A 24,334-nucleotide genomic window follows, 5' to 3' on the forward strand; every position below is an offset into this window, starting at 1 on the left:
GAAGGAACACGGGGTGCGACTGCGAACGCCAGCCGCGCCGGATTGCCATCCAGCTTGTCGAGGCCCGGCAACGAGGACAAATGAATCCCCATGAAGGAAAGTTAAGGCCCAACCTAAAACTTCCTTCACCTGGCTGAAAGCCGCGTGTTAGGTGGGTCGCCGGAGACTGCCGAGCCTCGTTTCCGTCTCGGAGGTCCACCCCATGCTCGGGCTGGTCAAGACCGCTCTGCTCAAGCCCTACACGTTTATCGTGCTGGCGATCTTCATCTGCATCATCGGGCCGCTGGCGGCCCTGCGTACGCCCACCGACGTGTTCCCGGACATCGGCATCCCGGTGGTGGCGGTGGTCTGGCAGTACAACGGCTTGTCGCCGGACGCCATGGCCGGCCGGGTGATCTACACCTACGAGCGCTCGCTGAGCACCACGGTCAACGATATCGAGCACATCGAGTCGCAATCGCTGCCGGGCATGGGGATCGTCAAGATCTTCTTCCAGCCGGGGGTGGACATCCGTACCGCCAACGCCCAGGTGACAGCCGTTTCACAAACCGTGCTCAAGCAGATGCCGCCGGGCATCACTCCGCCGCTGATCCTCAACTACAGCGCCTCGACGGTGCCGATTCTGCAGATGGCGTTTTCCAGCCCGACCCTGTCCGAAGCGAAGATTCGTGACCTGGTGCAAAACAATATCCGCCTGCCCCTGAGCGCCCTGCCGGGTCTGGCGATGCCCACGCCCATGGGCGGCAAGCAGCGGCAGATCACCCTCGACCTCGATCCCCAGGCGCTGGCGGCCAAGGGCCTGTCCGCCCAGGACGTGGGCAACGCCCTGGCGGCGCAGAACCAGATCATCCCGGTGGGCACCGCCAAGCTGGGTGGCAATGAATACACGGTGCTGCTGAACAACAGCCCGAGTGCCATCGACGAGCTCAATGACCTGCCGATCAAGACCGTCGACGGCGCCTTGATCACCATCGGCCAGGTGGCCCACGTGCGTGACGGCGCGCCGCCGCAGACCAACATCGTGCGGGTCGACGGCCACCGGGCGGTGCTGATGCCGGCCCTGAAGAACGGCAATATCTCGACCCTGGCCATCGTCGATGGCATCCGCCAGATGCTGCCGCGCATCGATGAGACCCTGCCGCCAGCGCTGAAGACTTCGCTCTTGGGCGATGCCTCGGTGTTCGTCAAGCAGTCGGTGGGCAGCGTGGCCCAGGAAGGCATCATCGCCGCGCTGCTGACCAGCGCGATGATCCTGCTGTTCCTCGGCAGTTGGCGCTCGACCCTGATCATCGCCGCCTCGATTCCCCTGGCGGTGCTCGCCGCCATCGCCCTGCTGGCCGCCAGCGGCCAGACCCTCAACGTCATGACACTGGGCGGCCTGGCCCTGGCGGTGGGGATCCTGGTGGACGACGCCACGGTGACCATCGAGAACATCAACTGGCACCTGGAACAGGGCAAGACGGTGAAGGACGCGATCCTCGACGGCGCCAAACAGATCGTCGGCCCGGCGTTCGTCTCGCTGCTGTGCATCTGCATCGTCTTCGTGCCGATGTTCCTGCTGCAGGGCATCGCCGGCTACCTGTTCCGGCCCATGGCCCTGGCGGTGATCTTCGCCATGGCCAGCTCCTTCCTGCTGTCGCGGACCCTGGTGCCAACCCTGGCCCTGTACCTGCTCAAGCCCCACATGCCGGAGACCGGCCCTGGCCATCACCCGGAAGATGCCTTCATCAACCACCACGAAGGCGAGCAGCACGCCCCGCCCCGGCATGCCCTGGTACGCGCCCTGCTGGGATTCCAACAAGGCTTCGAGCGGCGTTTTTCCAATGTGCGCGACACCTACCACGGCCTGCTGCGACTGGCCTTGGCCAGGCGTCGGCCGTTCCTCCTGGGTTTCCTCGCCTGTGTGCTGGCCTCCTTCGCCCTGCTGCCGAGCCTGGGCCAGGACTTCTTCCCCGCCACCGATGCCGGGGCCCTGGCCTTGCATGTGCGCCTGCCCCTGGGCACGCGGATCGAGGAAAGCGCGGCGGCCTTCGACCGCATCGAAGCACGAATTCGCGAGGTAATCCCGCCCGAGGAGCTGGACAGCGTGATCGACAACATCGGCATCCCCCTGAGCGGCATCGACATGGCCTACAGCAACAGCGGCACCATCGGCCCCCAGGATGGCGATATCCAGGTCACCCTCAAGCCCGGCCACGCGCCCACCGCCGATTACGTGAAGCGCTTGCGCGAGGCCTTGCCGGAGAGTTTCCCCGGAAGCCAGTTCGCCTTCCTGCCGGCGGACATCAGCAGCCAGATCCTCAATTTCGGCGCACCGGCCCCGCTGGACGTGAAGATCTCCGGGCCTGACGATGCGGCCAACCGCGCCTATGCCCTGGAGCTGCAACGGCGCCTGCGCCACGTACCGGGCATCGCCGACTTGCGCCTGCAGCAGTCCACCGGCTATCCGTCGCTGGCGGTCAAGGTCGATCGCCTGCGGGCCAACGGCCTGGGGATCACCGAGCGCGACGTGACCAACAGCATGGTCGCCTCCTTGGCCGGTAGCTCCCAGGTGGCGCCGACCTTCTGGCTCAACCCGAAGAACGGCGTGTCCTACTCCATCGTCGCCGCCACCCCGCAGTACCGCCTGGACAGCCTGCCAGCCCTGGAGGCCTTGCCGGTCACCGGCAGCAACGGCCAGGCGCAGATCCTCGGTGGCCTGGCGAATATCTCCCGCGCTGACAGCCCGGCGGTGGTCAGCCACTACAACATCCAGCCGACCCTGGACCTGTACGCCAACGTCCAGGGCCGCGACCTGGGCGCCGTGGCCCACGACATGCAACAGGTGCTGGACGACGCCGCGGCCCTGCGGCCCAAGGGCGCCACGGTCAGCCTGCACGGGCAGATCGATGCCCTGCACCAGGCCTTCAGCGGCCTGAGCCTGGGGCTGCTGGGGGCTGTGGTGCTGATCTACCTGCTGATCGTGGTCAACTTCCAATCCTGGCTCGACCCGCTGGTGATCATCAGCGCGCTACCGGCGGCCCTGGCCGGCATCGTCTGGATGCTGTTCCTCAGCGGCACCTCGCTGTCGGTGCCGGCGCTGACCGGGGCCATCCTGTGCATGGGGGTGGCCACCGCCAACTCGATCCTGGTAGTGAGCTTCTGCCGCGAGCGCCTGGCGGAACACGGCGATGCCCTGCTGGCCGCCCTGGAAGCCGGCTACACGCGCTTTCGCCCGGTGTGCATGACCGCCCTGGCGATGATCATCGGCATGCTGCCCCTGGCCCTGTCCGAGGAGCAGAACGCGCCCCTGGGCCGGGCGGTGATCGGCGGCCTGCTGCTGGCCACCGTCGCCACCCTGATCTTCGTCCCCGTGGTCTTCAGCCTGGTCCACGGTCGCCGTTCCCACCCCGCTGTCGCTGGAGAAACCACCCATGTCGCCTGACCACACCCCTTCGCGCAAACGCCTGATGCTGCTGGGCATCGGCGGCCTGAGCCTGGCCGCCCTGCTGGTGGCCAGCGGCCTGGCCGCGCGCACCCGGCATGAGCGGGCCGTCGCCGCCTGGACCGAAACCGCCGCCGTGCCCCAAGTGCTGGCGGTGCAACCACAACCCAACGCCCAGGGCGACAGCCTGCGCCTGCCGGCCCACCTGGAAGCCTGGAGCAAGGCGCCGATCCATGCCCGGGTCAGCGGCTACCTCAAGGACTGGAGCGCCGACATCGGCACCCAGGTCGCCGCCGGCCAGGTGCTGGCCCATATCGACAGCCCCGACCTGGACCAGCAAGTGGCCCAGGCCCGGGCGCGGATGCTCCAGCAGCAAGCCACCGCGCGGCTGGCCCAGACCACCGCCGCACGCTGGCAGAACCTGGTGGCCAGCCACTCGGTATCGCGCCAGGAAGCCGACGAAAAACGCGCCAACGCCACCGCCGCCCAGGCCAGTGCCGCAGCGGCCGCCGCCGACTACGCACGGCTCTCGGCCCTGGAAGACTACAAGACCATCCGCGCACCGTTCGCCGGCGTGGTCACGGCCCGCCATACCGACATCGGCCAGCTGGTAAAAGCCGACAGCGACAGCGATCCGCAACTGTTCGACCTGTCCGATACCCACAAGCTGCGGCTGTACGTGCCCATTCCGCAAAACTACGCCAGCGTGATCCGCCCCGGCCTCACGGCCCGGCTGACGGTGCCCGAGCATCCCGGCCAGCAGTTCAGCGCCCAGTTGGTGGGCGACTCCTGCGCCGTCGATCCGCGCTCCGGCACGCTGCTGGCGCAGTTCGTCGCCGCCAACCCCGACGGCGCCCTGCATCCTGGCGACTACGCCGAAGCGAGCCTGGCGCTGGCGGCCGACACCCATGGCCTGAGCATCCCCGCCAGCGCCCTGATCTTCCGCGCCCAGGGCACCCAGGTGGCGCTCATCGACAGCGCAAAACACGTGCACCTGCGCAGCATCCATATCGGCCTGGACCTGGGCGACCGCCTGGTGATCGACCAGGGCCTGCAAGCCTCGGATCAGGTCATCGACAACCCGCCGGACGCCCTGCGCGAAGGCGACCTGGTGCAACTGGCCGACGCCGGAGGTGCCCATGCGCCCAAGGCTTAAGCCCTTCGCCGCGCTGGTGCTGCTGGCGCTGCACGGCTGCTCCCTGGCGCCGCATTACCAGGCGCCGGAGGTGGCGTTGCCAGCGCAGTTTCGTGAACAGAGCGCCGCCGGGCCCTGGCACCCGGCCACGCCCCAGGCCCTCGACGCGCACTGGTGGCGGCTGTACCACGACCCACGGCTCGACGACCTGCAACAGCGCCTGCTCCAGGCCAACCCGGACCTCGCCGCGGCCCTGGCCCACTACGACGGCGCCCAGGCCTACGCCAGCCAGCTGCATGCCGGGCTGTTCCCGCAGATCAGCGCCAGCGCCCAGCCCTTGCGCCAGCGCCAGTCGGACAGCCGACCGCTACGCGGCGGCAGCCAGCCCTCGGTGTACAACAGCAACAGCGCCGGCTTTACATTGGAGTTCGACCTCGATCTCTGGGGCCGGCTGCGCAACCAGGCGCTGGCGGGCGATGCCCAGGCCCAGGCGTCCGGTGATGACCTGGCGGCGGCGCGCCTGAGCCTGCAACGCCAGCTGGCATTGCTCTATGTGCAACTGATCGGCCTGGACGCGCAAAGCAGGATTCTCAGCCGCTCCCTGGAAGACTACGGCCAGGCCCTGCAACTGACCCGTGACCGCTACCAGGGGCAGATCGCCTCGGAGCTGGACCTGACCCGAGCCCAGAGCCAGCTAGCCAATGCCGAGCCCGACCTGGACGAAGTCCGGGCCCAGCGCAACCTCACGGAACACGCCATCGGCGAGCTGGTGGGCGAACCGGCCAGCCAGTTCCGCCTGGCGCCCTCGAAACAACTGCTGGGCCTGCCGGAGGTCCCCCGGCAACTGCCCAGCAGCCTGCTGCAACGCCGGCCGGACATCGCCGCCGCCGAACGCCGGGTATTCGCCGCCAATGCCGGCATCGGCGTGGCGCGAGCGGCCTGGTACCCGGACTTCAGCCTCACCGGCCTGCTCGGCGGCCAGACCCAGGGCAGCGGCAGCCTGCTGGCGGCGGGTAATCGCTACTGGGCCCTGGGACCGCTGATGACCCTGCCGATTTTCGACGGTGGCAGGCTCAGTGCCAACGAGCGCCAGGCCCATGCCGAATTCGAAGAAGCTGCGGCCCATTACCGGGGACAGGTGCTGCGGGCGGTGCGCGAGGTGGAGGACAACCTGGGGCAACTGCGCGACCTGCAACAACAAGCGCTGGACCGACAAGCGGCGGTGAATGCGGCGCTGCACACCCAGTCCCTGGCGATGAACAGCTACCAGGCGGGAGCCGTGAGCTACCTGGATGTGGTCACCGCGCAAACCGCCGCGCTGCAGGCCCAACGCAGCCTGCAAGCCCTGCAGACCCGCCAGTTGCAAGCCAGCGTCGGCCTGCTCACGGCATTGGGTGGAGGCTGGAGCCCCCTGTAGGAGCGAAGCTTGCTCGCGATGCTGGTTAACGGTAACGGGGGGTTACCGGATAAACGCGGGGGCTCTGAAGGCCATCGCGGGCAAGCCTCGCTCCTACTCTTTCCTTAAACCCGCTTTTTACCCGCCATGGATTCTCATATATGACAGTTTCGGAGCGATCGGAAGCCCCATTCCAGAGCATTTTGCCATCACCCAAAAATTCACTGGACATGTAACGTTCATTACATAACTATCGTTTTCTGCTTTTTATGAAACAAAAACTACACCCGACCTTCAAGGCGTGCCGATGCCTTCGCTCAGAACCCTGATCACCGACCCTGCCCTCGACCTGACGCCCTCCGAGCGCAAGGTGGTGCGAGCCCTGCTCGACCACTACCCACGCAACGGCCTGGGGCCCATGTCGCGCCTGGCCGAACATGCCGGGGTCAGCGATCCGACCATCGTGCGCCTGGTGAAAAAGCTCGGCTTCGGCGGCTACGGCGAATTCCAGGACGCCCTGCTCAGCGACATGGATGACCGCCTGCGTTCCCCCAGCACCCTGTTGCACCCCCGGGCCCAGGTGGCCCAGGGCGACACCTGGGGTCGCTACCTGGCCGGCAGCCAGCGCGCCCTGCAGGACACCCAGGCGCTGACCCAGCCCGAGGACATCCGCGTACTCATGGACTGGCTGCTGGACAGCCGCCACTGCGTGCACTGCTTCGGCGGGCGCTTCAGCAGCTTCCTCGCCCAGTACCTGCTCAATCACCTGCGCCTGATGCGCCCGGGCTGTTTCTTTCTCGAAGACAACGCCCAACTGCCGGACCGCCTGTTCGATGTGCAACGCCAGGACGTGGTGCTGCTGTTCGACTACCGCCGCTACCAGTCCCAGGCCCTGCGGGTGGCCAGCGCGGTCAAGGCGCGCAACGCCCGGGTGGTGTTGTTCACCGATATCTACGCATCGCCGCTGCGCGAACTGGCGGACCTGATCATCAGCGCCCCGGTGGAGTCGCTGTCGCCCTTCGACACCCTGGTGCCGGCCTTGGCCCAGGTCGAGGCACTCATTGCCTGCATGACCCCGCGCAGTACCCATCTTGACCAACGCCTGGAGGGCATCGATGCCCTGCGGGCCGAATTCGCTACACACGTGCTGGAGGAGAAATAAGGATGTTCAGCCTGCCCCATCGTTCGCCACGGGACCTGCCCTTCGTCGTCGACCACACCGCCCTGCTGCTGGTGGACATGCAACGGGCCTGGCTCGAGCCTCAGTTCGACCCGCACCTGCAAAGCCCCGAGGGCGAGGCGTTCCTCAAGCGCGCCCGGGAGCAGGTGATCCCCAACCAGCAGAAGCTGTTGGCCGCCGTGCGCGAGGCCCGGCAAAACGTGCTGCACACCATCATCGAGAGCCTCACCGCCGATGGCCGCGACCGCTCCCTGGACCACAAGCTGTCGGACATGCACCTGCCCAAGGGCAGCCCGGAAGCGGCGATCATCGCTGAGCTCGAGCCGGTGGAAAACGAGATCGTGTTGCCCAAGACGTCGTCCGGCGTCTTCAACTCCACCAACATCGACTACGTGCTGCGCAACCTGGAGACTCGCCACCTGATCGTCGCCGGGATCGTCACCGACCAGTGCGTGGACATGGCCGTGCGCGATGCCGCCGACCGCGGCTACCTGGTGACCCTGGTGGAAGACGCCTGCGCCACCTACAGCGATGCCCGGCACCAGGCCTGCCTCAATGCGATCAAGGGCTACTGCTGGATCACCGACACCGCCACGGTGCTGGGCCGCCTGCGGGAGATCCGCGGGTGAGCCGGGGCCAGGGCGTCGAGGCCCTGAGCCCGGTGGCGATGACCAGCATCGTCACCACCGACCTGATCGGCGTCACCCGCGGACGCTCGTTTCCCAGCGATGAGCTGGAGCGCTATCGGCTCGGCGGTTGTGGCTGGGTGCCGGCCAACAGCGCACTGACACCCCAGGACCTGATCGCCGAGGACAACCCCTGGGGCGCCTATGGCGACCTGCGACTGATTCCTGACCTGGACAGCCGGGTCAGCGTCGGGGCCGGGCCCGATGCCTCGGCGCCGCCGCTGGATTTCATCCACGCCGATATCCGCGAGACCGATGGCCAGCCCTGGGCCGCCTGCCCGCGCACCCTGTTGCGCAACGAACTGGCGGCCTACCAGGCCCTGGGCATCCAGGTCATCGCAGCGTTCGAGCATGAATTCAACCTCGACACCGGTAGCGGGCAGGCCGAGCACCTGGCCTTTTCCCTGCAGGCCCAGCGCCAGGGCGCGGACTTCGGCGGTTGGCTGCTGGCAGCCCTGCGCAGCGCCGGGGCCGAGCCGGAGATGTTCCTGCCCGAGTACGGCAAGCACCAATACGAAATCACCTGCCGCCCGACCCAGGGCCTGGCCGCCGCCGACCGGGCGGTGAACGTGCGCGAGATCACCCGCGAGATCGCCCGGCAGCTGGGACATCACGTCAGCTTCGCCCCCAAGACCGCCGAGAACGCGGTGTGCAACGGCGTGCACCTGCACCTGAGCCTGCAGGACCTGGACGGCACGCCGTTGCTCTACGACCCGCAAGCGGTGAGCGGCGACGACCTCTCCAACCTGGGCCAGTACTGGGCCGCCGGGGTGCTCAAGCACCTGCCGGCGCTGTGCGCCTTTACCGCGCCAACGCCGATTTCCTATGCGCGCCTGCAGCCCCATCACTGGAGCGCCTCCTACGCCTGCCTGGGCCTGCGCAACCGCGAAGCCTCGCTGCGGATCTGCCCCACCGTGACCATCGGCGGCAAGGCCGCGGCGCCGCAGTACAACCTGGAGTTCCGGGCCCTGGACGCCACCGCCTCGCCGCACCTGGCCATGGCCGTGGTGCTGATGGCCGGGCGCCTGGGCATCGAGCAACAACTGGCGCTGACCGCGGTGACCGACAAGGTCCCCGACGAACTGAGCGCCGAACAGCGCCTGGCCAGCGGCATTGTGCCGCTGCCCGGCACCCTGCCCCAGGCCCTGGATTGCCTGCGCGAGAACCGCGAGCTGCGGCAACTGCTGCCGCCATCGCTGCTGGATACCTATTTCGCCGTCAAACAAAAGGAAGTGTCCCTGACCGAACACCTGAACGCTGCCCAACTTTGTGAGCACTATGCACGCCTGTACTAAATCTGCCGAGCTGGGGTTGTATACCGAGCCGGCCTACCGCCTGTTCCGGGAAGACTCCGAGCATCCGCTGATTCTGGTGTGCGAGCACGCCAGCCACTATATTCCTCCCGCCCTGAACGACCTGGGGCTGGACCCGGTGGCGGCGCGCGAACACATCGCCTGGGACCCGGGCGCCCTGGAACTGGCCCAGAGCCTGTCCCAGGCCCTGGGGGCGACCCTGATCGCGGCCAACTACTCGCGCCTGCTGGTGGACCTCAACCGTCCACGGCATGCTCCCGACAGCATCCCGCTGCAAAGCGAGATCTACCAGGTCCCGGGCAACCAGCACCTGGACGAAGCGACCCGCGAGTATCGGCGCCAGCAATTGTTCACCCCGTTCCACCAGCGCTTGCAACGGATCATCGACCGGCGCCTGGCCCAGGGCCGTGAAGTGCGCGTGGTGGGTATCCACAGTTTTACCCCGGTGTACTACGGCCAGCCGCGGACGCTGGAAATCGGCGTGCTCTACGGCGGCGCCACCGCCTATGCCGCCCGGGTGTTGGAGGGCTTGTGGGCCCTGCCATTGAAAGTGGCGGGCAACCAGCCTTATGAAATCGACCCGTTGAGCGATATGACGGTACCGGTGCACGGCGATGCCCGGGGCCTGGAATCGATCCTGATCGAGGTGCGCAACGACTTGCTGCGTACCCCAGAGGCGGTACAACGCTGGAGCGATTGCCTGGCACCGCTGCTGTAGTACCTCGGGAGCACCGCAGGTCATCCCATAACGCTGTTAACAGGACTGCAATAACAATCAGAAAAACCGCTGTGGTGTGCCTTTGACCCTGCCAGGTTCAAACACCGGCCCGCGTCCCCAAGCGTCAATGACGACGCTCGCCGCGGGCTTTGCCCCCCTATTGGCTACAAGGAGAACTGCTTCATGGAGATTGAAGAATTCGGCTACAAACAGGAACTCAAGCGCGGGCTGACCCTGCGCGACCTGGTGGTCTACGGGATGATTTTCATGATTCCCATCGCCCCGTTCGGGGTTTACGGCTACGTCAACCAGGAAGCCCCGGGCATGGTGCCCCTGGCCTACATCATCGGCATGGTGGCGATGGTCTTCACCGCCCTGAGCTACGGCGCCATGGCCCGCGCCTTTCCCATCGCCGGCTCGGTGTACTCCTATGCCCAGCGTGGCCTCAACCCCCACGTGGGGTTCCTCGCCGGCTGGCTGATGCTCCTGGACTACCTGCTGATCCCGCCATTGCTCTATGTCTACGCGGCCATGGCGCTCAACCACCTGTACCCGGAAGTGCCCAAGGTCGGCTTCATCCTGGCGTTCCTGGTCAGCGCCACCTTCGTCAACCTGCGGGGCATCACCTTCACCGCGCGGATGAATATCCTGTTCCTGCTGGCGCAACTGGTGGTCCTGGGGATCTTCCTGTTCTACGCCTGGAACGCCCTGCACGGCGGCACCGGCCACGGCCAACTGACCCTGGCGCCGCTCTATAGCCCGGAAAACTTCCACTTCGGCATGCTGATGCAGGGTGTGTCGATCGCGGTGCTGTCGTTCCTGGGTTTCGACGCCATCTCGACCCTGGCCGAAGAGGTCAAGGGCGACCCGGGCCGCAGCGTCGGGCGCGCCGCGCTGATCACCCTGGTGGTGATGGGCGCGATCTTCGTGGTGCAGACCTGGATCGCCACTGACCTGGCCGCCGGCATGGGCTTCAAGTCCGCCGATACCGCGTTCTACGAGATCGCCGAGCTGGCTGCCGGCAGCTGGCTGGCGACCGTCACCGGGGTCGCCACGGCGCTGGCCTGGGGCGTGGCGGTGGCCATCACCTCTCAGGCCGCCGTGTCGCGCCTGCTGTTCGGCATGGCCCGCGATGGCAAGCTGCCCAAGGTGCTGGCCAAGGTCCACCCCAAGCACAACACCCCGCACATCAGCATCTACCTGGTGGCGCTGTTGTCGCTGCTGATCTGCTACCTGTTCATCAACTCGGTGGACACCCTGACCTCGCTGGTCAACTTCGGTGCCCTGAGCGGCTTCATGCTGCTGCACATCACGGTGATCAACTTCTACTGGCGCCGGCAGAAGTCCGGTCAGGTGGTGCGTCATCTGATCTGCCCGTCGATCGGTTTCGTGATCGTTTGCGCCATCATGTACAACATGGGCGTGGATGCGCAGAAACTTGGCGCGATCTGGGTGGTCGCAGGATTGATCTATCTGTTTTTGCTCAACCGGCTGGGCAGCGGTGCCGCCCTGCCCGATCCGCTCAAACAGTAGTGTCGCCGGTGCCGCCCCCAGGGTGCGGCACCCACTGTGCACCACCGGCAACTGCGGTGCGCAGCCAGGCTGCCACGAGAGCGGCCATGAAACTGCGTGGTAATCGACAGTGATGTCTGGCCGCACCGACAGGCGCGGCCCTTGATACAGGAGTACCCCCATGCTGGCCTTGCGTCCCGTGGCGTTATCCGATTTGCCCCAACTGCGGCGCCTGACCCGCGAACGCCTGCTGGGCGCCACATCGCTGGTGGATGACGAAAGCTGCCTGCGCAGGAAGATTCTCAACTCGCAGGCGTCCTTCGCCAGGCAGGAAGCCGGCCGCGGACCGGAAAACTACTTCTTCGTCCTCGAGGACCTGGACACCGGGCAACTGCACGGCTGTTCCGACATCCTCGCCACCACCGGCCTCAGCGAACCCTTCTACAGCCTGCGCAACCGGCCTTTCGTCAGCAGCTCCCGCGAGCTGAACATCCAGCATGGCGTACCGACCCTGTCGCTGTGCCACGACCTCAACGGCCAGACCCTGCTGCGCAGCTTCCACCTGGATGCGCACCTGAGCGGCACGCCCATCGCCCAACTGGCGTCCAGGGCTCGCCTGCTGTTCATCGCCGCCCACCCGCAACGCTTCGCCGAGAGCTGCATCAGCGAGATCATCGGCTACAGCAGCGAGGCCGGCGAGTCACCCTTCTGGGAAGCGGTGGGCCAGCACTTCTTCGACCTGCCCTATATCGAGGCCGAGCGCGTGTGCGCCCTGCAAGGCCGTGGGTTCCTGGCCGAGCTGATGCCCCAGTACCCGATCTATATCCCGATGCTTTCGCAGGCGGCCCAGGATTGCATCGGCCGGATCCATCCCGCTGCCCGGGAAGCCTGTGACATCCTGGTCGACGAAGGCTTCTCGCCCACCCAGTATGTCGACCTGTTCGACGCCGGGCCGACCCTGCAGGCACGCAATAACGAGCTACGCTCGATCATTCAGAGCCGGGTCGCCGCCACTTGCTCGCAACCGCAAAGCGGCCAGGGCCGGCCATGGCTGCTGAGCAACGAACGGCTGGAGGATTTTCGGGCGCTGATCGCCCCCCTGGACGAAGCCCCCGGCGACATCGTGGGCCTGGACCCAAGCGTGCTGCAGGCGTTGCGCCTGGCCCCCGGCGAAGTTGTGCGAGGCGTGGCCTTATGAACCGCGCTGGATTTCGAAACGTGCCTCAATCGCTGCAAGGAGTTCGCCGATGATCGTGCGCCCGATCCGCATCAACGACCTGTCGGCAGTGCTGAGCCTGCTCAAGGGCTGCTGCCGTGAGCTGGACGACCTGAGCAGCGATCCCGAGCGCCTGGCCCACAGGATCCGCTGGGCACAGCGGACATTCGCCGGCCAGGTGGAACGCGCCGATGCCGACTACTTGTTTGTGCTTGAAGATGACGACCTGCAGGTAATCGGTATCTGCGGCCTGAGCGGTGCCATCGGCCTGCGCGAGCCCTGCTACAACTACCGGGTGGGCATCACCCGTGGCAGCGCCCCGGGGCTGGGGATCGAGAAGCAGATCCCGACCCTGTTCCTGTGCAACGAAATGACCGGACAATCCCAACTCTGCTCGTTGTTCCTGCGCCAGGACCAGCGCCAGGGCCATGCCGCACGCTTGTTGTCCACCGCACGCTTGCTGTTCGTCGCCGAGTACCCGGCGCTGTTCGGCGACAAGCTGGTGGTCGAACTGCGTGGCCAGGTCGACAGCGAGGGTGCCTCGCCATTCTGGGACAGCCTGGGGCGGCATTTCTTCAAGATGGATTTCCAACAGGCCAATCGCCTGTCCAGCCAGGGTGGCAAGGCCTCCATCGCCGAACTCATGCCGCGCCAGCCGCTCTACACCTGCCTGCTCAGCCCTACCGCCCAGGCCGCCATCGGCCAGGCCCACGCCAGCACCGATCAAGCGGTCGGCATCCTGCGCGAGGAAGGCTTCAACCACCAGGGCTGCATCGACATTTTCGATGGCGGGCCGGTGATCGAGGCCCAGGTGATGAACATCCGCAGCGTCCGCGAAAGCCGGACCCTGCCGTTGCTGGTGGGCAGCCTGGACGAACAGGCGCCGCTGTGGCTGATCTACAACCGCCGCCTGGAAACATGCCGCATCACCGCAGCCCCCGGGCGCCTGGTCGCCGGTTGCCTGCTGGTGGACCGCCAGACCACCAAGCACCTGCAACTGCAGCCCGGCGATACCGTGCGCGCCGTACCGCTGCTGGCCTGCCTCTCCGAGACCAGCAACCAGACCCAGGTGCGCACCTCCCCCGCCACCGCCTGGTAACGCCGGCCCCGTCCGTGTAGCCACTGCCGCAAGCTTGGCCCCGCGCTGAAGCCCCTGCGCACCTTGGCGCAAGCTCGACAGCGGCTACAGGGTTCGGCAGATGATGATGGGTGCCAACGGCTGCAGGATTGACGAACGGCAGGACGGATGTTCAGATGCCGCCCTGTTTCAGGTGCCTCACGCCGCCGTGCGTGAGGTGAAACGGGAAACCGGTGCGCCCCCAGGGGCAAGTCCGGTGCTGCCCCCGCAACGGTAAGCGAGTGCTGCATTCAACACGCCACTGTACCCAAGGTATGGGAAGGCGAATGCAGCCAGCCTCGCAAGCCCGGAGACCGGCCTGAAGCATCTGTTTGGCAATCCTGCGGTGGGCGGGCATGGGCCGGTGTGGGCGCGTGCGCGTGCCTGCCACCTTCTCCCTGCGTGCTTCCCGAAGACACTTTCGAGAAGACCAAGAATGACAACAACACACACTTCCCTTGCGCGCGACTGGCGTGCTCCGCGCCGTTCCATGGGCGGCGCCCTGCTCGGCTGTCTGTTCAGCCCCTGGCTGCTGGCGGACGACACCTCCCTGAAGCTGGACCAGCAGTTCGTGTCCGCCCCGTCGGTGGAGTCCACCACCGTGGCCGAGATGGCCAAGTACGGCAGCAAGGTGGAAATCATCGATCGCCAGCAGATCGAACGCGCCGGCCCCAGCAGCGACATCACCCGGGTCCTGCAAATGTACGTGCCGGGCCTCTATGTGGCGCCCAAGAACGGCCCCTTCGACTACGGCACCTATTCGCTGCTGGGCGGGCGCAACGATGACACGCTGATCCTGCTCGATGGCGTGCGCCTGAACAACCGCCTGTACGGCGGTTTGTACCTGGATACCCTGCCAGCCAACGCCATCGAGCGCATCGAAGTGCTCAAGGGCGGCCAGAGCCTGCTGTTCGGCACCCAGGCGGTGTCCGGGGTGATCAACATCGTCACCCGCAGCCCACAGACCCGCGACGCCTCCGGCGAAGTCAACCTGGGCCTGGACAGCTTCATGGGCAGGAGCGGCGATGCCCGGGTGGAACGCATCTTCAGCAACGGCCTGGGCGACCTCGGCTTGCTGGCCTATGTCAGCCACAACGTTTCCGACGGCTACCAGCCGTTTCGCAACAGCGCCTACAACACCAGCACCAAGGACAAGAAGCGCTCCTATGAGGTGACCACCTTCGGCGCCAAGGCGATCCAGGGGTTCGGCGACGACTCGCGCCTGGAGCTGTTCTACCAGTACACCGACGCCAACCTGGATTTTGCCCGCGCCGCGAACAACAAGAAGACCACCAACGACCGGGTCCAGCAGATCGCCACCGCCACCTTCGAGCAACGCCTGGGCGAGCGCTTCAGCTACTTCGTCAAGGGCCATGTCAACGATTGGGACACGCGCTACACCCGTATCAACAGCAACGATGATGGCGGCATCAAGGTCATCAACCACAACGACTACTGGGGCTTCACCGACTGGGGCGTGCAAGCCGAGGGCAAGGCCGAGCTGGACGGCGGCCATGTGCTGGTGTTCGGCACCGACAACCAGTGGTTCAAGGGCCAGGACGACGTACTCAAGATCGACGACAACAAGGCCCAGGCCAACGCCCTGTATACCCAGTTGCGCCCGGTGTTCGAAGCCCTGCCGGACTGGCACCCGAGCATTGGCGTGCGCCACGAGAAAATCAGCGGCGGCGAGAGCGCCACGGTGGGCATGCTCACCTCGCTGTACGACCTCACGCCCAACTGGCAACTGCGCGGCCAGTACGGCAATGCCTTCAAGCTGCCCAACGCCGAGCAGTTGTTCGCCAACGAACCCTATGAAAAAGGCAACCGCAACCTCAAGCCGGAAAAGAGCGTCAATGCTGAGCTGGGCCTGGACTACAAGGGCAGCCTGCTGGCCGGTGAATTCAATGCCAGCGTCACCGCCTACCGGCGCAAGATCGACGACCTGATTGCCCTGGACAACAAACAATTCGTCAACGGTGACAAACAGGTCAGGGTCCGGGGCATCGAGGTGGACGGACGCTGGCAGTTCAGCCCGCAATGGAACCTGTCCGCCGACATGACCCGCAACCTGGTCGAGTCACGCAACGTGACCCTGAGCAACATCCCCGGATTCTTCGCCCGCTCGCGCCTGGGCTTCGAATCGCAGGACCGCATGTGGGGCGTGGGCGGCGCGATTCGCTATATCGGCCAGATCGACAGTCCACGCAAGCTCGACTACGGCCATTACTCGGTGGTGGATGCCGACGCCTATCGCTACCTCGACACGGCCCAGCAGCATCGCCTGAGCCTGCTGGTGGAGAACCTGTTCGACCGTGACTACACCACCAGCATGACCAACGACACGCCAGCGCTGGACAACCTGGGGCGCCCCTTCACCACCGAAGTGCGCTACACCTACCGCTTCTGAGGCCGACCGACATGCATGAACACTATCAACGGGTGTTGTTCGTCGGTCCCGGCCTGCTGGGTGGCGCCCTCGGCCAGGCCTTCTGCCGCGAGCTCGAGGGCCTGCACGAGAACAGCGTCGAGACCCGGGTGATCGATACCCTGGATGGCTTCGACAGCCTCTGGGCTGCCCTGGACGAAACGCTGGCCAAGGCTGGCGCGGCGTTGCTGGTGGTGGACCTGGAACCCAGCTCCGACAGCGCCTACCTGGACTGGCTGCGCGATGAACTGGGACGCCGCGCCCGTGCCCACTCCCAGGCGCCACGGCTGTGGGTCACCGCCCAGGCCCTGGGTCGCCGGGGGCTGGATGCGGCCCTGGCCTGGGCCAGCATCGCCCAGCGCGAACGCCACCTGCCATGCGACCAGGTCAACCCGGTGGCCAGCGATCCGGACTGGTCGCAGGTGCCGCCCCACGCCCGCCAGGTATTGCTCTGCACCGGCCCGCGCTGTGTCCGGCGCGGCGCCCTGCCCTTGTGGAAGACCCTGCGTCGCGAGCTGCTGCGCCTTGATCTCATGGAGAAGCCCGGAGGCGTGCTGCTGACCCGCACCGCCTGCCAGTTCCCCTGCAACCTGGGACCGGTGCTCACCGTGCACCCGGATGGCTGCTGGTACCGGATCGAGAACGACAGCCAGGTGCTGCAACTGGTGGAGGGGCACCTGCTGGCAGGCGAGCCCGTCGCCCAGTTGCAGATCGCCGCACCGTATGGAGTACCCACCGATGCCTAGGACAGCCCGGGCCAGATGCCTGGCCATCCTGCTGTGGTTGGCCAGTGGGCCGGCCCTGGCCGGCAGCTACGAAAACTGCGGCAAGAGCTGGCCCAGCCCCGGCACGCCGCAGCGCATCGTCGCCCTCAACCAGCACAGCGCCGACCTGCTGCTGGCCCTGGGCGCCGGGCCGGCGCTGATCGGCGTCGCCTACCTGGACGACGATGGCCAGGCCATGGCCCAGGGGCAGTACCACGGGGTGCCGGTGATCGCCCGCCAGTACCCGTCGGCCGAGGTGCTGTACAGCCTCAAGCCCGACCTGGTGGTGGGCGGTTTCGCCTCGGCCTTCCCCGACAACTTCAGCTCCCGCGAGCGCCTGGGCGCCATCGGCGTCGGCAGCTACCTGCTGGAGTCGGCCTGCGCCGGGCATGACGAGGACTACTTCGGGCACATCCGCCGCGACCTGTTGACCCTGGGCCAGTTGTTGGGCAAGCAGGAACGGGCCCAGCAGTTGATCGCCCAGATGGATACCGACCTCGCCTCGGCCCGGGCCCTGTACCAGGACCAACCCCAGCCCTCGGTGTTCTACCTGGACAGCGAGGTCAACGGCCTGGCCAGCCAGGGCCGACGGGGGTTTGTCGGGGTGTTGCTGCAAGCTGCCGGAGCCCGCAACAGCTTCGCCGCCATCGACCGCCCGCGCCTGGTGGTGGACAGCGAGACCCTGCTGGCCAATGACCCGGAAGTGATGCTGCTGGCCGATGCCCTGTGGTCGCCGGCCGCACGCAAGCGCCGCCTGCTGCAGGGCGATCCGGTGCTGTCGCGGCTGCGGGCAGTGCGCGAGCAACGCCTGATCGACATCCCCTTCACCCAGTTGGTCCCCGGTATCGCCAGCGCCCGCACCGCCCTGGAACTGGCCCGGCGCCTGCACCCGCCGCAGGATTGAGCGCATAGCGGTAGCGGCCCAGCCTCGGTGGCCGCTGCCGCAGGCTGCGTACGGCCGCGCAGCGAACGCAAAACGTGAGCCCGACACCATCGCCGCAAGCCCCTTCGGGCCTGGGCGCAGCTTCGCAGGCTCAGCTGCGGCTACAGGGAGTTGAGCAGGTGCCGTTGTGGCGGGTGGCAGCTGACGTTGTTGCGCCCGCAGGTCTTGGCCGCATACAGCGCCTGGTCGGCGTCGTGGAGCCAACCCATGGCTTCTTCATGCCGGGAGTCGAAGGCGGCCAGGCCGATACTCAGGCTGACCTGCAAGGCCGGGGTCTGCTCATAGCCCAGGGCGCCGAAACGCCCGCGCAGCGCCTCCATCAACTCGGCGGCATGCTCCAGGGGGACATCCGGCAGGATCACGCAGAACTCGTCACCGCCGTAGCGACCGGCCTGGTCGCTGATGCGCAGGTTCTGGCGCAGCAGCTTGCTCAACTGGCGCAGTACCACATCGCCGGCCACATGGCCGTAGGTGTCGTTGATGACCTTGAAGTGATCGATATCGATCAGGGCGATGGCGCCGCCATGGTCCTGGCGCTTGCAGCGCTGGAACTCGATCTCCAACTGGTCCTTCCAGGCGCCGTGGTTGAGCAACCCGGTCAGGCTGTCGGTACGGCTCAAGGCCAACAGCTCGCGCTTGTGCCGGGCCAGGGTCACCGCCTGCTGGTAGCAGATGTATCCCAGGGCCAGCGGGTACAGGGTCAACATCGGCAGGCAGGCATACAGCTGCTCGGGCGAGGTGCGGGCAGCGAAGGCGAAACCGAAGATCCCCAGGCCCAGGCCAATGCCCAACAGTTGGGCCACGCAGCCAGCGAGAAAGAACCGCACCCCGCCCATGGCGATATTGTTCATGGCCATCATGCCCAGGGTGGTGGCCAGCGGCAGCGGATTGAACTGCATGGCCGCGACCCAGAAGCCCCCCAGCAGCGAATCCACCAGCAGGTTGCGGTATTCGGCGCGAAACGGCTGTCGGGCCAGGCGCGCCCACTGGTAGGCCAGGTGTGGCCAGGCGAAGGCGTTGAACAACATGAAGCCCCAGACCCAGGGCGCTGGCTGCAAGGGCGCCATGCCCTCGACAACGCAGAAGAACCCCAGGGCCAGCCCCAGGGTGCGCGAGCGGTAGAGCCTCCTGGCCAACGACAATCCCTTCCCTCTGGTGTACTGCTCAGGGGCCAAATCGCCTCCGTCCAGCGTTGGGAAAGATGCAACGAGCGGATAGGAATCAACCGGTGCATGCCGATCGATGCGAACTCAAAACGCCATCATCCATACAGGCCTGTTTTACCAGCCTCGGCGCGGTTGTTCGGGAATATTTGGCTATAACCGCAAGGCCCTCGATAACCAATTTTCCAGGAGCCCTGGCCGCAGCCTCCAGCTCCATGGCCAAAGTGGCTGCCGGCCCTGGCTGTCGCCGGGGGCCATGCAGTCGTTTGCAGAATGAAGTTCAGAGGAACTTTCGTTTGTCAGCCCTGACGGCGCTGCGCAGAATCGAGGCCGACCCGCTCCTCTCACGCCTCGATCCATTGCCACGGGAACCTTGTCCATGAGCCACCAGCGCTTCGTCAGTCCTGACCTGATCCGCCAGGGATTTTCCCGGGCGATGTCGGATATGTACCGCGAGGAGGTGCCACTGTATGGCGACCTGATGCAACTGGTGGCCCAGGTCAACGCCCAGGTACTGGAGCAACAACCGGCCATTGCCCAGCACCTGCAACACACCGGCGAATTGCAACGCCTGGACCTGGAGCGCCATGGCGCGATCCGCGTCGGCACCGCCGCCGAGCTGGCGACCCTGGCGCGCCTGTTCGCCGTGATGGGCATGCAACCGGTGGGCTACTACGACCTCACCCCCGCCGGGGTGCCGGTGCACTCCACGGCGTTTCGCGCGGTGCATGAACAGGCCCTGCAGCTCAGCCCGTTCCGGGTCTTCACCTCGCTGCTGCGCCTGGAGCTGATCGACAACCCCGAACTGCGCGCATTCGCCGAGCAGGTGCTGGCGCGGCGCTCGATCTTCACCCCCCGGGTGCTGGAGCTGATCCATCAGGCCGAGGACCAGGGCGGCCTCACCGCCGACGCCGCCGAAGCGTTCATCCAGCAAGCCCTGGAGACCTTCCGCTGGCACCACCACGCCACGGTCAGCGCCGCCCAGTACGCCAACCTCAGTGCCCAGCACCGGTTGATCGCCGACGTGGTGGCGTTCAAGGGCCCGCATATCAACCACCTGACCCCACGCACCCTGGACATCGACGAAGTACAGCGGTTGATGCCCGCGCATGGCATCACCCCCAAGGCGGTGATCGAGGGCCCGCCGCGCCGCGATTGCCCGATCCTGTTGCGCCAGACCAGCTTCAAGGCCCTGGAGGAAAGCGTCGCCTTCACCGACCAGGCGCACAACCAGGGCAGCCACAGCGCCCGCTTCGGCGAGATCGAACAGCGTGGCGCGGCCCTCACGCCCAAAGGCCGGGCACTCTACGACCGCCTGTTGAATGCCGCCCGCGACGAGCTCGGTGACTTCCCCAGCGAAGCCAATGCCCAGCGCTACAACCAGTTGATGCAGCAACACTTCGCCGAGTTTCCCGACAGCCACGACGCCATGCGCCAGCAGGGCCTGGCCTATTTCCGCTATTTCACCAGCGAAGCCGGGCTCGCCGCCCGCACCGAGCCCGGTCGCCCTACCACGGTGCAAGCGCTGCTGGCCGCCGGGCACCTGGGCTGCGAGCCCCTGGTGTACGAGGACTTTTTGCCGGTCAGCGCCGCCGGGATCTTCCAGTCCAACCTTGGCGACGACAGCCAGAGCCATTACGCCGGGCACTCCAACCGCCAGGTATTCGAAACGGCCCTGGGCCGGTCGACCCTCGATGAGTTGCAGCTGTACGCCCAGACCCAGCGGCGCTCCCTGGAGCAGTGCGCCGAAGCTTTGGGCCTGCCCGCCCTGTAAGCGCAAGAATCCATGGCCGGGAAACGGCGGCAAGGCTATCCTGCCGCCATTTGCGCCACCTGCCGGTGGCGTCTTCCAGGGATGGTTCCATGAAATTCAGCACCGGCCTGCTGTTCTGCGCTGCACTGGGCCTGGCCTCGGCCAGCCACGGCGAACAAATCGTCAACGACATCACCCAACTCAATCCCATCGTGGTCGACCAGGTGGCGCAGCCCACTCGCCTGGAGCAGATCGTCCAGCTGGTGGCCGACCACCCCGGGCCCATCGCCATCGGCGGCGGCCGCTACAGCATGGGCGGGCAAACCGCCACCGAGCACGCGCTGCAGATCGACATGCGGCGCTTCGACCAGGTCCTGGCGTTCTCCCGCGAGCGCAAGGAAATCACGGTCCAGGCCGGTATCACCTGGCGCGCCCTGCAAACCTTCATCGACCCTTACGATCTGTCCGTGAGCATCATGCAGAGCTACGCCAACTTCACCGTCGGCGGCGCCCTGAGCGTCAACGCCCATGGCCGCTACATCGGCTACGGGCCACTGGTGGGCTCGGTGAAGTCGATCAAGCTGGTGCTGGCCGACGGCCAGGTGATCGAGGCCAGCCCGCAAAACAATGCCGAGCTGTTCTACGGCGCCATCGGCGGCTACGGCGGCCTGGGAGTGATAGCCGAAGCCACCTTGCAGCTGAGCGACAACGTGCGCCTGCTGCGGACCTTCGAAGAAATGCCCCTGGAGCGCTACAACGACTATTTCTTCCAGCACATCGCCAATGATCCCAAGGTGATCCTGCACAACGCCGTGCTCTACCCCAACCAGTACCAGCACCTGCGCGCGGTGTCCTACAGCCAGACCGAGCTGCCGGTGACGGTCGAGGAGCGCCTCACGCCCCTGGACCGCAACTACTGGAAGGAACGCCGGGCCATGAAGGTGGTGAGCCAATGGCCCATGGGCAAGTCGATCCGCGAAGAGGTGATCGACCCGCTGGTGTTCAAGCGCCAGCAGGTGGTCTGGCGCAACTACGAGGCCAGCCTCGACGTGCGTGAGCTGGAGCCGGCATCCCGGGCCAGGCGCACCTACGTGTTGCAGGAGTACTTCGTGCCCCCTGGGCAGTTGCAAGGCTTCGTCGAGGACATGGGCGAGACCCTGCGCAAGCACAAGGTCAATGTGATCAACCTGTCCATCCGCCACGCCAAGGCCGATCCCGGCACGCTGCTGGCCTGGGCCCGGACCGACGTGTTCGCCCTGGTGTTGTACTACCAGCAAGACACCCGCCCGGCCGCCCGCGATGAGGTGCGCCAGTGGACCCGGTCCCTGGTGGACAGCGCCATCCGCCACGGCGGCAGCTACTACCTGCCCTACCAGATCCTGGCCACGCCTGAGCAGTTCCACGCGGCCTATCCCCGGGCCAACGAGTTCTTCGCCCTCAAGGCGCGGGTCGATCCGCACAACAAGTTCCGCAACAAGCTGTGGGATGCCTACGCCCCGCAGCGCCCGGGCCCAAAACCCTCGGAACGCTAGCGGGCGATGGACTTCTGCGAGGCCAGGACCTTGCGCTGTTGCAGGTAGATCACCGCATCGCCATCAAAAGCCAGCACCTTGTCGGCGGTCAGCGGGCCGCCGTCGCCGTCTTCGTAGCGCACCCAGCCTTCATCCCACAGATCGCCGCTGGCATGACGCACCTGGACGAAGAACAGCGGCGGCTCGGCGCGGGTGATCTCGACGAAGTAACCGCCATCGGCGGCGCCCTGCCATTGGGCCCCGGGGTGGTTGGCCAAGGGCAGGGGCGGCGTTCGGGCGAACTCCACCTTGGCCAGCACCAGGCCAAGCAGCACCAGCGCCAGCACACCGATCGACATCAACAAACGTTGCAACCAGATCAATCCCGGATCTCCAATAGCGTCCATGGCCCTCGTGGGCTCGGGCAAGGGGCGCATTCTGTTGAACGGGCCCGGCCCACGCAAGCAAAACCACCGCTCGGCTTGCCAGCCGGCCCCGGCTGCGGCAGCCTTGGCGCCACTCATCTCCCGGCCCGTGGAAACCCTGCCCATGCGTATCACCCTGACCGCCCTGCATCCTGAAATGCCCGATGGCCCGTGGGTCGGTTTCAGTTGCGCCGTGGGCAACGGACGCGGCCAGTGGTCGGGGTCGCTTCCGCCCCTGGCCAGCGAGCACGAGGTGGAGCTCGCCCTAGAGGACGGCTTCCAGTGGGACCACAACCTGCACGCAAGTCCCAACAGCGCCCCCCGCATGGACTGGAGCGCCGATGGCTTGCGGATCAACGCGCAGTTGTTGCAGGTGGACAGCGATGGCGGCGCAGCACTTTCTATCGGCGGGTCCATCGTCCTGCTGTCGTTGCAGGGCGCATCGCAAGACGGCCCGCAATGGGTCGAGCTGCAGGCCCGCAAGGTGGCGTTGTACCCGGTAGTTCTCTGACTGGGGCACGCAATAAGGCGACCCTCGATGAGGGTGGAGCGCTGATGAATAAGAGGGGGTGGAACGATGTGCGCAGGGCGCGGATCAGGAGGAGGTGTTCGCCCAGTGCTCTGGCCTTGGCAATCCTTGCACCGGTAAAGAGCCCTTGCACCGGGCGAACGGTTCGCATTCTAGTGCAACTGCCAGGGAAAGTCCGAGGACTGATTCTGAATAAAACTGGATTGATGAATTATCTGTATTTCAAGTAGGAAATTTCACACCCCCCAGGCCACTCCTGGCGCTGGTTTAGCCACTGGCGCGGGCCACTGCCTAACCGTTCGCCATTAATGCTCCAGGCACTCATCGGCCACCGGATACTTGACCACGACTCGATTGCGATACAGGCACTCCTGCTGCACCAGCTCGGAATCCTGGCCCTTGGTGCGGATGTCGCGCCAGATCTGGTTCTCGCGAAACACCCGACCACCCTCGCGAACGAAACGGTGCTCCCGCTGATAGACGTGGTAGCGGTAGCCGCGTGGTTGCTCGCACAACAGCTCGCCCTCGAGCTGATGCGCGCCGACGTGCAGCTTGAGCTGGAAGGCGTGCGGCCCGGGGTTGTGCAGCACCAGGTCGATGTAGTTGTAGAAGATCGCCGCGCCGGAACCGAAAGGCAGCACCCGGCCCTCGTCGGGAAAGGGGTCGAAGCTGTGGTTGGCCCGCTCCACCACCTGCAACGGCGAGTGGATCGCCATCCAGTGGATCAGGTTGCTCAGCTGGCAGATGCCCCCGCCGATACCGCTGCGCGCCTCGCCGAACGACAGCTCCATGCCCTCGACGAACCCCCGCGCGCGACTGGGCCGGCCCACCAGCTGGCAGAAGGAAAAATACTCCCCCGGGCCGATGCGCACCCCATCGATGCAAGCCACCGCCAGCCTGAGATTGATCACCTTGTTGTGCTGCAGGGCCAGGTCGCTGTCGCCCAGGGTGCGGATCAGCTTGGAGGTGTGCTTGATGTAGCGATGGGGCAAGCGCGGGCTGTCGGCTACGGGGCGCGCATAACGCCGGCCGGAAAAACGCCAGGCCAGGCTGCGCGCCAGGCGCTTCTGGCGCACGCGCAGCCAGTACAACAACGGATGGTACGAAGACAACGGCTTCAT

Annotated in this window: 19 protein-coding genes and 1 riboswitch; of the genes, 16 read left to right on the forward strand and 3 right to left on the reverse strand. The window is 66.3% G+C overall.

Annotated elements, in window-relative coordinates:
• The first annotated feature begins 202 nt into the window (after positions 1 to 202).
• From ATY02_RS18655 to ATY02_RS18715, 13 genes are all read left to right on the forward strand, one after another.
• Positions 203 to 3,424 carry an efflux RND transporter permease subunit gene (locus ATY02_RS18655; RefSeq protein ID WP_068586384.1) on the forward strand — a complete coding sequence of 1,074 codons (3,222 nt, stop codon included), beginning with the start codon at positions 203 to 205 and terminating at the stop codon, positions 3,422 to 3,424.
• Complete coding sequence (locus ATY02_RS18660) at positions 3,414 to 4,580, forward strand: efflux RND transporter periplasmic adaptor subunit (protein ID WP_068586388.1); 1,167 nt, start codon at positions 3,414 to 3,416, stop codon at positions 4,578 to 4,580. Before ATY02_RS18655 ends, ATY02_RS18660 begins: the two co-directional genes overlap by 11 nt.
• Positions 4,564 to 5,976, forward strand: coding sequence for an efflux transporter outer membrane subunit (locus ATY02_RS18665; protein ID WP_068586391.1), 1,413 nt, complete (start codon positions 4,564 to 4,566; stop codon positions 5,974 to 5,976). Before ATY02_RS18660 ends, ATY02_RS18665 begins: the two co-directional genes overlap by 17 nt.
• 286 nt (positions 5,977 to 6,262) lie before the next feature.
• Positions 6,263 to 7,117 (forward strand): MurR/RpiR family transcriptional regulator, encoded by an 855-nt coding sequence (locus ATY02_RS18670; protein WP_124346552.1) that lies wholly within the window; start codon positions 6,263 to 6,265, stop codon positions 7,115 to 7,117.
• 2 nt (positions 7,118 to 7,119) lie between these two features.
• A complete protein-coding gene (locus ATY02_RS18675) occupies positions 7,120 to 7,764 on the forward strand; it encodes an isochorismatase family cysteine hydrolase (protein WP_068586394.1) in 645 nt (214 codons plus the stop codon).
• A complete protein-coding gene (locus ATY02_RS18680) occupies positions 7,761 to 9,116 on the forward strand; it encodes a glutamine synthetase family protein (protein ID WP_083236096.1) in 1,356 nt (451 codons plus the stop codon). The genes ATY02_RS18675 and ATY02_RS18680 overlap by 4 nt, the downstream gene beginning before the upstream one ends.
• Positions 9,100 to 9,852, forward strand: a complete 753-nt coding sequence (locus ATY02_RS18685) for an N-formylglutamate amidohydrolase (RefSeq protein ID WP_068586397.1) — start codon at positions 9,100 to 9,102, stop codon at positions 9,850 to 9,852. The genes ATY02_RS18680 and ATY02_RS18685 overlap by 17 nt, the downstream gene beginning before the upstream one ends.
• 183 nt (positions 9,853 to 10,035) lie before the next feature.
• On the forward strand, positions 10,036 to 11,385 hold the full coding sequence (locus ATY02_RS18690) for an APC family permease (protein ID WP_068586400.1): 1,350 nt from the start codon (positions 10,036 to 10,038) through the stop codon (positions 11,383 to 11,385).
• Between the two features lie 160 nt (positions 11,386 to 11,545).
• Positions 11,546 to 12,562 carry an arginine N-succinyltransferase gene (locus ATY02_RS18695; protein ID WP_068586402.1) on the forward strand — a complete coding sequence of 339 codons (1,017 nt, stop codon included), beginning with the start codon at positions 11,546 to 11,548 and terminating at the stop codon, positions 12,560 to 12,562.
• A gap of 49 nt (positions 12,563 to 12,611) precedes the next feature.
• Complete coding sequence (locus ATY02_RS18700) at positions 12,612 to 13,679, forward strand: arginine N-succinyltransferase (RefSeq protein ID WP_068586406.1); 1,068 nt, start codon at positions 12,612 to 12,614, stop codon at positions 13,677 to 13,679.
• Between the two features lie 153 nt (positions 13,680 to 13,832).
• Positions 13,833 to 14,035, forward strand: a riboswitch (cobalamin riboswitch).
• Positions 14,036 to 14,187: 152 nt separating this feature from the next.
• Positions 14,188 to 16,107, forward strand: coding sequence for a TonB-dependent receptor plug domain-containing protein (locus ATY02_RS18705; protein ID WP_228022323.1), 1,920 nt, complete (start codon positions 14,188 to 14,190; stop codon positions 16,105 to 16,107).
• Between the two features lie 11 nt (positions 16,108 to 16,118).
• Positions 16,119 to 16,871: a (2Fe-2S) ferredoxin domain-containing protein gene (locus ATY02_RS18710; protein WP_068586412.1), complete on the forward strand. Its 753-nt coding sequence runs from the start codon at positions 16,119 to 16,121 to the stop codon at positions 16,869 to 16,871.
• The gene (locus ATY02_RS18715; protein WP_068586416.1) at positions 16,864 to 17,793 is read left to right on the forward strand and encodes an ABC transporter substrate-binding protein; all 930 of its coding nucleotides are present in this window, start codon (positions 16,864 to 16,866) and stop codon (positions 17,791 to 17,793) included. The genes ATY02_RS18710 and ATY02_RS18715 overlap by 8 nt, the downstream gene beginning before the upstream one ends.
• Before the next feature lie 140 nt (positions 17,794 to 17,933).
• Here ATY02_RS18715 and ATY02_RS18720 read toward each other — a convergent pair whose 3' ends face one another.
• Positions 17,934 to 19,007 (reverse strand): diguanylate cyclase, encoded by a 1,074-nt coding sequence (locus tag ATY02_RS18720; protein WP_068586418.1) that lies wholly within the window; start codon positions 19,005 to 19,007, stop codon positions 17,934 to 17,936.
• 367 nt (positions 19,008 to 19,374) lie between these two features.
• On the opposite strand from ATY02_RS18720, the gene ATY02_RS18725 reads away from it, so the two are divergent.
• Together ATY02_RS18725 and ATY02_RS18730 are read left to right on the forward strand one after the other, a co-directional pair.
• Positions 19,375 to 20,769 (forward strand): VOC family protein, encoded by a 1,395-nt coding sequence (locus ATY02_RS18725; protein ID WP_068586420.1) that lies wholly within the window; start codon positions 19,375 to 19,377, stop codon positions 20,767 to 20,769.
• Positions 20,770 to 20,858: 89 nt separating this feature from the next.
• Positions 20,859 to 22,280 carry an FAD-binding oxidoreductase gene (locus ATY02_RS18730; RefSeq protein WP_068586423.1) on the forward strand — a complete coding sequence of 474 codons (1,422 nt, stop codon included), beginning with the start codon at positions 20,859 to 20,861 and terminating at the stop codon, positions 22,278 to 22,280.
• Here ATY02_RS18730 and ATY02_RS18735 read toward each other — a convergent pair.
• Entirely contained in the window at positions 22,277 to 22,666 is a 390-nt protein-coding gene (locus ATY02_RS18735; protein WP_228022200.1) for a hypothetical protein, read from the reverse strand. The two genes, ATY02_RS18730 and ATY02_RS18735, sit on opposite strands and share 4 nt — an antisense overlap.
• A 142-nt stretch (positions 22,667 to 22,808) precedes the next feature.
• Here ATY02_RS18735 and ATY02_RS18740 point away from each other — a divergent pair, with 142 nt between their 5' ends.
• Entirely contained in the window at positions 22,809 to 23,195 is a 387-nt protein-coding gene (locus ATY02_RS18740; protein ID WP_068586442.1) for a hypothetical protein, read from the forward strand.
• Between the two features lie 323 nt (positions 23,196 to 23,518).
• Here ATY02_RS18740 and ATY02_RS18745 read toward each other — a convergent pair whose 3' ends face one another.
• Positions 23,519 to 24,334 carry a VanW family protein gene (locus ATY02_RS18745; protein ID WP_068586430.1) on the reverse strand — a complete coding sequence of 272 codons (816 nt, stop codon included), beginning with the start codon at positions 24,332 to 24,334 and terminating at the stop codon, positions 23,519 to 23,521.

The organism is Pseudomonas sp. BIOMIG1BAC (assembly GCF_001705995.2).
GTDB classification, from domain to species: Bacteria; Pseudomonadota; Gammaproteobacteria; order Pseudomonadales; family Pseudomonadaceae; genus Aquipseudomonas; species Aquipseudomonas sessilinigenes.

Excerpts from the sequence above, each read along its gene's own strand:
- ATY02_RS18705 (WP_228022323.1), top strand. The coding sequence starts at position 14,188 with ATGGGCGGCGCCCTGCTCGGCTGTCTGTTCAGCCCCTGGCTGCTGGCG.
- ATY02_RS18670 (WP_124346552.1), top strand. The coding sequence starts at position 6,263 with ATGCCTTCGCTCAGAACCCTGATCACCGACCCTGCCCTCGACCTGACG.
- ATY02_RS18740 (WP_068586442.1), top strand. The coding sequence starts at position 22,809 with ATGCGTATCACCCTGACCGCCCTGCATCCTGAAATGCCCGATGGCCCG.
- ATY02_RS18675 (WP_068586394.1), top strand. The coding sequence starts at position 7,120 with ATGTTCAGCCTGCCCCATCGTTCGCCACGGGACCTGCCCTTCGTCGTC.
- ATY02_RS18700 (WP_068586406.1), top strand. The coding sequence starts at position 12,612 with ATGATCGTGCGCCCGATCCGCATCAACGACCTGTCGGCAGTGCTGAGC.
- ATY02_RS18745 (WP_068586430.1), bottom strand. The coding sequence starts at position 24,334 with ATGAAGCCGTTGTCTTCGTACCATCCGTTGTTGTACTGGCTGCGCGTG.
- ATY02_RS18660 (WP_068586388.1), top strand. The coding sequence starts at position 3,414 with ATGTCGCCTGACCACACCCCTTCGCGCAAACGCCTGATGCTGCTGGGC.
- ATY02_RS18690 (WP_068586400.1), top strand. The coding sequence starts at position 10,036 with ATGGAGATTGAAGAATTCGGCTACAAACAGGAACTCAAGCGCGGGCTG.
- ATY02_RS18665 (WP_068586391.1), top strand. The coding sequence starts at position 4,564 with ATGCGCCCAAGGCTTAAGCCCTTCGCCGCGCTGGTGCTGCTGGCGCTG.
- ATY02_RS18730 (WP_068586423.1), top strand. The coding sequence starts at position 20,859 with ATGAAATTCAGCACCGGCCTGCTGTTCTGCGCTGCACTGGGCCTGGCC.
- ATY02_RS18715 (WP_068586416.1), top strand. The coding sequence starts at position 16,864 with ATGCCTAGGACAGCCCGGGCCAGATGCCTGGCCATCCTGCTGTGGTTG.
- ATY02_RS18695 (WP_068586402.1), top strand. The coding sequence starts at position 11,546 with ATGCTGGCCTTGCGTCCCGTGGCGTTATCCGATTTGCCCCAACTGCGG.
- ATY02_RS18735 (WP_228022200.1), bottom strand. The coding sequence starts at position 22,666 with ATGGACGCTATTGGAGATCCGGGATTGATCTGGTTGCAACGTTTGTTG.
- ATY02_RS18655 (WP_068586384.1), top strand. The coding sequence starts at position 203 with ATGCTCGGGCTGGTCAAGACCGCTCTGCTCAAGCCCTACACGTTTATC.
- ATY02_RS18685 (WP_068586397.1), top strand. The coding sequence starts at position 9,100 with ATGCACGCCTGTACTAAATCTGCCGAGCTGGGGTTGTATACCGAGCCG.
- ATY02_RS18710 (WP_068586412.1), top strand. The coding sequence starts at position 16,119 with ATGCATGAACACTATCAACGGGTGTTGTTCGTCGGTCCCGGCCTGCTG.
- ATY02_RS18725 (WP_068586420.1), top strand. The coding sequence starts at position 19,375 with ATGAGCCACCAGCGCTTCGTCAGTCCTGACCTGATCCGCCAGGGATTT.